We start from the raw sequence: 7,015 nt of genomic DNA on the forward strand, positions 1-7,015 counted from the left end.
ATAGCGGCGTCCTCTCGTCTAGTTAGGCAAATCCTGTTCGCCCTGGGCAATCGGAGCGTCCGGAGCCTGGCCACCCTGCTGCGGGGCTTCGAGGGCGTACAGCGGCAGACTCACGAGTTCTTCGTTGTCGACGAGCAGGCGAATCATGTACTTGTCGGGGCGCTTGATCTGGAAACGCTGCAGGTTAAGGACCATGTTCACTGCCGCAGTGTCAAAGCCCTGTGCCACCGGTTCCAGCGGAATCTTGGACTGCATGGGCGGCACAATGGGCTTGCCGCACACATCTTCGAACACGAGCGTCAAGTCGTGCAGCCCGGCTTCGCTGCGGGCGTAGCGAATGCGGAACGCCGTAGAACACTGCGGAATCACCAGCGGAAATTTTGCAAATATGCGGTCAAATGCTCCAAGAATATTCAAGCGTCCGCCGGCTCCGTTTGCGGTGGCGGCATCACAGATAGAAGCAATTTCAATATTCATTATTTAATCTCCCAGTTGTCGGCCACATACTTCATAACGAGCGGACCGTTGTTGTTATTTGCGCCGCCCGCGTTTTCGTGGGCAAGCATCGATAGGTAAAGTTTTCCGTTCTTGTCGAAGGCGAGTTCTGGAGTCAGACCGCGCAGGTAGTATCCGTTGTCTTCGTAGAAGACGGTGTTGAAGTAAGGCAGCTGGTTTTCACCGTGCAGATGCCACTTGTTGTTTTCGTAGCGGTAAACGTTGACCTGCGAAATGATGGCGCGGTCGTCGAGCGCTGCGTAAAGGACTCCGTTATTGATCGCGAGGTTGATGTTGTTGGCGAAAATACCTTCCACAATGGGGTAGCTTGTGAGCTTGTCACCGGTCTTGGGCCAGTTGATACGGCTTGTTTCAAGGGTGCCAGTCGTAATACGCGGACCGTAATTGTTCACATCGCGGCTGTTGAACACCATGTGAATCTTGTTTCCGCTAGTAACGATTTTTGCAAGTCCGACATCGGTGGCGCGGAAACCGTCGCGGGCAATGGGCTTGTAGTCGCTTGCGGCATAGTATCCGTAGTACACGACATAACCTGTGGTTACGCCAATGATGATCAACTTTCCGTCATCACTGTAGGTGGCGTCTAGGCTATTGTATTTGTAGTCGCCGTCAATCGTTTTGAAGTTGCCGTTCTTTGCCCAGGCAGTGCCGTTGTAGTCGTACATGGAAATTTTTTGGTCTTTACTGATAAGCACGGCGTGGGGGGCTGTCTCGGATGCCTTGCTCACGAGTTTGACGTCTAGCACGTTGGCGATAGCGGAACCCACTTTGGCCGGGGCGGAGGTACCGCTGGCAGACTTGTAAACGGTCAAGGGACCGCTGGTTTCGAGGACGCAGACGTAGAAGTCGTTACCGTGGGCGACGGTTCCAATTTTCTTGATTTTACTGTCCACATTAATCGTACCGACGCTTGTCCAGGTGTTGTTGCTGAGTTTAGCGATAGTCACCTTGGTGTCGTTGTTAGCGTAGGCAATCATGGGAACATCGTTTACGACTGTAAGCGACGGTGCCACGGTAGAAGAAGTTTTCTCGATAACGGTGTCTTTACCTTGGTTCCTCCAGGCCTTGCTGAAGTAGACCTTGCGGCTGACTTCCGGAGCGCGGTGACGGTTGTAGAATCCGGTAGAAGGCGTCGTCGTAGAACTGTCGCGGTAATCAAGGTAAATTGTCATGGAGCCTTCGTGCGTGCTGCGGAGGAAGGCTGCGTTGAATTCGGCGATACTTGTGTCAAGAGAACCGTCCTTGTTGCCTTGATAGAAGTTGCCGTCAACGTTGCTGAATCGCCACCAGAAGTCTTGAGCGTCTTTCTTGCCCAGTTCACCGAGTACGGAATTGAATCCGCCCCATTCTTCGGTGTAGAAGTACAGGGCTTCGTCGTCGACCGATTCGTCGCCGCTCCATAGGTAAACGGTGTCAGCGGCTGTGATGACTCCCTTCGGATGTTGCTGGAGAATCTTTACTTTGGTGGTGTCTTTCAGAATGTCCTTGCCGCTTGTTTCGCGGGCAGAAATAATGCAGTACATATCCTTGCCCTTTTCGGAATAGCTGGAGTCTTTTCCGATGGCGAAGGATTTGCCGTTAGCTTCGTAGTCGTATGTGGGTACGCTCTTTTCCATGGTCTTTCCGGTGGCGGCTTCGACGCATTCCCAAGAGAACCAGTCAATGCCTTGCCAGGCGGAGTTGACCGTGGCGTCCAAAGTGAATTCGTCGCCCGGATTCACGTAGATGGAATCGGCCTTGACCCAGAGCATGGGAATTTCGGTGGTGTAGCCGATATTGACGGTATCTCTTGCGGTGTTTCCGTCGTTATCTGTTGCTTGGGCGATACAGATGAGCTGCTGTTCTGCCGGAGCTTTCCAAACGGTGTCGAAAGAACTGACGCTTCTCCAATTGCGTTCGACCATTTCGAAGGAGCCGCAACTCCATTCGCGCTTCACGATTTCACCGGGGTCAGAAGGAAGCTTGTTGTCGTCTGTGGCGGTTGCGCTCAGCGTAATGTTGAAGTTGGCGCGAACAGTCAGATTCTTGTTGGCGACTTTCACCGTCGGCGGGGCCTGAATAATGTCGATGATAACGGTATCCTTGGCGGTGTTGCCATCATCATCGGTGACGCGGGCAATGCAGCGGTAGCCGTTTTGGGCGGTCGCAGGCATAGTCATGGTCGTGCGCGGTGTCGTTGCAGAAGAATAGCTGAAGGCGATGTTTGCAGCCTCTGCGCCGCCACAGCCCCATTCGTACTTGACCAGCGAACCCAGGGAGTCTTGGGCGTGAGCGTTCAGTTCAATCACGTCCTTGATGGTGACCTTGGTGTAGTTGGCGTAAGCCGTGACGGTGGGGAGACCTAAAAGAATCGTGTATTCGGCGGTGTCCCTGGCGGTATTGCCGTCGTCATCCTTGACTTGAACGACGCAGTAGTATGCCTTGGTGGAGGTCGAGGGCATGCGCACTTCCGTTTCGGAACCGTTCATCAGGCTCCAATCGGGGTTTGCGAGCTCGGACTTATTTTCGCTACAGGCATAAGCGTATTCGGCGATGTAGCCCAACTTGTCCGATGCGATAGCCTTGATCTTCTGATTGCTGTTGATCTTTACGGTGTCTTTCCTAGTGGCGAGACGTACCGTGGGCAGGTCGAGAAGAGTCTTGAACGTGAGAGTGTCCAGACCTTCTTCGTTGTCGTCATCGATCGCTTTAAAGACGCAGCGGTGATTCGAAACTTCGACGCTCGGGAGAGTCACCTTGAGAGAAATGTCGCTGACAGAAGCTTGCGGAGTTGCAAATGTGGTGTCAAAATCAAAGGCGACCATGCCATTGCTGCAACCCCACTTGATTTGCTTGATGGTGCCAAACTTGTCACTTGCCGAAACGTTGACGGGGACGATACTATTGATCTTGTATTCGTTCGTATTGCTTTGGGTGGAAGCCTTGATCGTAGGCGGATCGCTTACTACGATAATCTTGGTGGAGGCAGTGCCGGATTTACCGTCTTGGTCTGTAACGGTTGCGGTTATCGTGTAGGTGCCTACGGCGCTGTAAGCGATGCTAGCCTCTTCGGTGTCGTCTGCAGGACAGGCATAACCGGCAGCCAGTTTATCGCTGTTGGAGCAGTTCCACTTGACAACCATGCTTGTGCTGGCCTTGCCCGGGTAGGTCTTAATTTTGAATACGATTGCGTCGTTAAGGCTTACGGTGTCATCGAATGCAGGTTCCGTAAAGATGATGGAGGGATCATCGCCTAGAATACCGAATTTGACCTGAGTGCTCACGTTTGCGCCGTTTTCGGTGTAAGATACGGTCATTACGTATTCGCTACCTGCCGTTGCGATATCTTTGAGTTGATTGTAAGTATAGGTGATGGTGGCCTTGCCGTCTTCATCGACGTTGCTCGTTTTCTTGGTGTCGTCCAAGTCCCAAGTCCATTCGACCTTCTTGGGGGCGGGAATGGCTTCGCTAATCGTTGCGGTAAATACGAGTGTGTCGCCTTCGCCAATTCGAACGTTCTTTTCGCCATTCACATTCAGGGCAATCTTCGTTGCCTTTATAGTAACGGTTTGTTCCAGCTTCGTTGTGTTGCCGGATTTATCCTTGGCGCTGTAAACGAACTTGTGGTCTCCGTCGAGTAAATTGCTCAGACTCAGGGGGCAATTGAATATGGAGTTGCTGTCGGTCTTGTTGCAATTGAGCGATTGTGCGGTTCCGTCAACAGTTGCGGATACGGAGTCAAGTCTTGAACCCAAGTCGCGAGCGTAAACGTTTTGAGTAAAATTGCGCGTTGTAAGCGTGTCGATGTTTTTTACAATCAGGTAAGGAGCTACAGTGTCTTTCAATACAATCTCGCTCATGCGATTTGTACCGCCCTCTTCCACAATCAGCGAATCAAGTTTAACGTGGTTGTATTCCTTGAGTTCGCTGGAAGCGGTAGCCGTGTACCTGCCTGCATCGGCTTTAACGGAGTAGTTGCCATCTGCTTTGGTCACGGCCTCGAAAGTCTTGTTGCCGTTGCTGAATTCAATGTGAATTCCCGCATGGCTGTCGCGGTTCTGGTACTTGGCTGTGCCGGTGAAGGTTCCTTGGGTGGAACTCAGGTTGCCAATGTAGAACGTCCATGGACGGCTTGTATTTTCGCCGGTAGGAATACGTGCGAGTCTTACGACGTCGTAACCGTCGGTGGCGTACATGTCCCAATAAATGCGGCCGGTCAGAGTGTCGCCAGGATTGTTGACCAAGGTGATGACGTTTTTGCCGTTCTTGTCAAGCGGTTCGAAAATGTTCGAGGTGAAAGCCTTGGCAATCAAGTCGTCGTCGGTGAAGGCCTTTTGCGGGGGCTGTCCGTTCTTGCCTTCCTGGGCGTAAATGTAATACTTGAGGTCTTGCGGATTATCGTCGTCTTCGCCTTCGTAGTAGAAGTAGAAACGGTCGTTGATGTTGTGACGTGCGTTGTCTTGCGGGTAGATGACTTTGAGTCGCGGAATGCGGTTGAAGTGCAAGTACACGCTGTCCTTGGTGACGTTATCGTCGTCATCGGTGACAATCACGTAAATTTTCTGGTTCCCGATAGAATCAATTTTGGCTTCTTTATTCTTGATGGTGATGTAGAGAGAATCGCTGTCTTCGCGAGTTTCGTACTTCCAGATCTTGGCGGAATCTTTACCGCTGGCGTCCAGGTCGACTTTGATGCTTGTGATGGTGCCGAAGGAATCGCTTGCAAGAATCGGGAAGGTGATGTCGCCGTCATGCTTGGTCCACAGGGTGTCCTTGGGCACAAACAGCTCTGGCTTGGTGTCGATGACATTGACCCAGGCTTTGCGGGTGGCTGTACCTGCGGTGTCGGTTGCGTTGTTGTAGTCAATGACGATGAACTTGGGCTCGTAAAGACCCGGCTTGGCATAGGCCCAGGCTAAAGGCTTGGCGTTGCCGCCAATAATAATAGTGTCCTTGCCGTCTTTTTTGGTGACCGTCCACTGGAAACGGGAAATCTTGTCCACGTTGTAGGGGAGAAGGCCGATCAGGTACACGGTGTCATTCACGGTCACGGTCAGGGTGTCAGGAATGGAATCCGCTTCGTTTACGGCGGTGTTTGCCATGGAGTCGGCAAACGCGGAGGGATTTTCGATAGGCGTGTTGAAGGCGAAAACCCGGGAGTGGTTGTTCTTCAGGTTTACGTTTTCCTTGACGGAAGACTCCCTGGAACAGCCAAAAAAGGCCAACATGGCGCTAAGGCCGAGGGTAAACAATAAAAAATGGGGTACACGCATAGCACATCCTCAATGAAATACTAAACAATTTTTACACTTTAAATCTATCTTTTTTATTCGAAAAGCGTGTGTGATTATTTGCACCGATGGAGCTTGTTTTATGGAAGAAATCCCTCTTTGGTACAGTCTGGCCGTATTTTTTGTGCTGGGAGCCTGCGTGGGCAGTTTTTATAACGTAATTGTATACCGCATGCCCCGCGGAATTTCGCTGATTAATCCTCCTTCGCACTGTCCGCTCTGTAAAAAGCATATCCCGCTGTATTACAACTTGCCGATCGTGGGTTGGCTTATTTTGCGTGGCAAAAGCGCTTGCTGTAAGCAGCCGATTAGCGTGATTTACCCGATTGGCGAATCGCTGTGTGGCTTACTCGGCGCACTAGCCCTTTATGCAGCCACTGGCTTTACCACAAATTTTACGGCTCCGGTGCAAAGCCTTGAAGTCTGGGCCGATGCCTTGGCTCTCTTCTGGTTGCTGCTGGGCATTTATCCGGTGAGTGCGGTTGACTTTAAGTACAAATTAATTCCTGATTCCATTTCGGTGGGTGGCATTGTAGCAGGCCTTATTATCTCATTTATTCCTGGTGGAATGACTCCGGTCGAAAGCATCGTGGGTGCTGTTGCTGCTGGTGGCGGTCTTTATCTGCTGGGCTGGGTGGCGACCAAGGTGCTGAACAAGGCTGCTATGGGTTTTGGCGATGTAAAACTCTTGGCGGGTTTCGGCGCAATTATGGGCGTGACCCGTGCAGTTGAAGTGCTGGTAGTTGCCTCGATTCTTGGCATCTTGATTATGGTGCCGTATGCCAAGATTGCCGAAAGCCGCGCCGCTAAAAAAGCTGCTCAAAGTAAGGCTTCGCAAAACAAGAACGCCGAAGAAGACGAAGGCGCTGGCCAGATTCCCTTCGGCCCGTTCCTTGCGGTGGCGGCTCCGTTCATGTACCTGTGGGGTGATGCCCTTAAGGATTTGTATATGAAGTTCGTTGCCGGCGAGTAAAAATTAACGCTGCTTTGATTGAAAAATGCTCGCGGTTTCGCGAGCATTTCTTTGTATAATCGAAAACCACCGGCTAGGCCGGTGGTTCCGTAAAAGCCTTCTGGCGGTCATGAGAAAAAATCCTTTGACTAATATTGAAATGCGGTCTGCCAACTGCATAGCAATAATTTCAAAGGATTTAAAATGAATGATAGAAATAAATCGACAGCTCATACCACATGGAACTGCAAGTACCACATCGTGTTTGCACCGAAGT

Annotated in this window: 3 protein-coding genes and 1 pseudogene; 2 read left to right on the forward strand and 2 right to left on the reverse strand. The window is 51.4% G+C overall.

The features are described from left to right. Positions 1–18: 18 nt before the first annotated feature. Both BUA40_RS13405 and BUA40_RS13410 read right to left on the reverse strand, forming a co-directional pair. Positions 19–477, reverse strand: a complete 459-nt coding sequence (locus BUA40_RS13405) for a DUF6941 family protein (protein ID WP_072801357.1) — start codon at positions 475–477, stop codon at positions 19–21. Beyond that, a complete protein-coding gene (locus BUA40_RS13410) occupies positions 477–5,768 on the reverse strand; it encodes a hypothetical protein (protein ID WP_072801358.1) in 5,292 nt (1,763 codons plus the stop codon). Before BUA40_RS13410 ends, BUA40_RS13405 begins: the two co-directional genes overlap by 1 nt. A 100-nt stretch (positions 5,769–5,868) precedes the next feature. Here BUA40_RS13410 and BUA40_RS13415 point away from each other — a divergent pair, with 100 nt between their 5' ends. Together BUA40_RS13415 and BUA40_RS14425 are read left to right on the forward strand one after the other, a co-directional pair. Further along, positions 5,869–6,759 carry a prepilin peptidase gene (locus tag BUA40_RS13415; RefSeq protein ID WP_072801359.1) on the forward strand — a complete coding sequence of 297 codons (891 nt, stop codon included), beginning with the start codon at positions 5,869–5,871 and terminating at the stop codon, positions 6,757–6,759. A gap of 183 nt (positions 6,760–6,942) precedes the next feature. Beyond that, positions 6,943–7,015, forward strand: a pseudogene (locus BUA40_RS14425) (IS200/IS605 family transposase); the annotation flags it as partial.

It is taken from the genome of Fibrobacter sp. UWT2, assembly GCF_900142545.1.
GTDB lineage: Bacteria > Fibrobacterota > Fibrobacteria > Fibrobacterales > Fibrobacteraceae > Fibrobacter.

Excerpts from the sequence above, each read along its gene's own strand:
- BUA40_RS13410 (WP_072801358.1), bottom strand. The coding sequence starts at position 5,768 with ATGCGTGTACCCCATTTTTTATTGTTTACCCTCGGCCTTAGCGCCATG.
- BUA40_RS13405 (WP_072801357.1), bottom strand. The coding sequence starts at position 477 with ATGAATATTGAAATTGCTTCTATCTGTGATGCCGCCACCGCAAACGGA.
- BUA40_RS13415 (WP_072801359.1), top strand. The coding sequence starts at position 5,869 with ATGGAAGAAATCCCTCTTTGGTACAGTCTGGCCGTATTTTTTGTGCTG.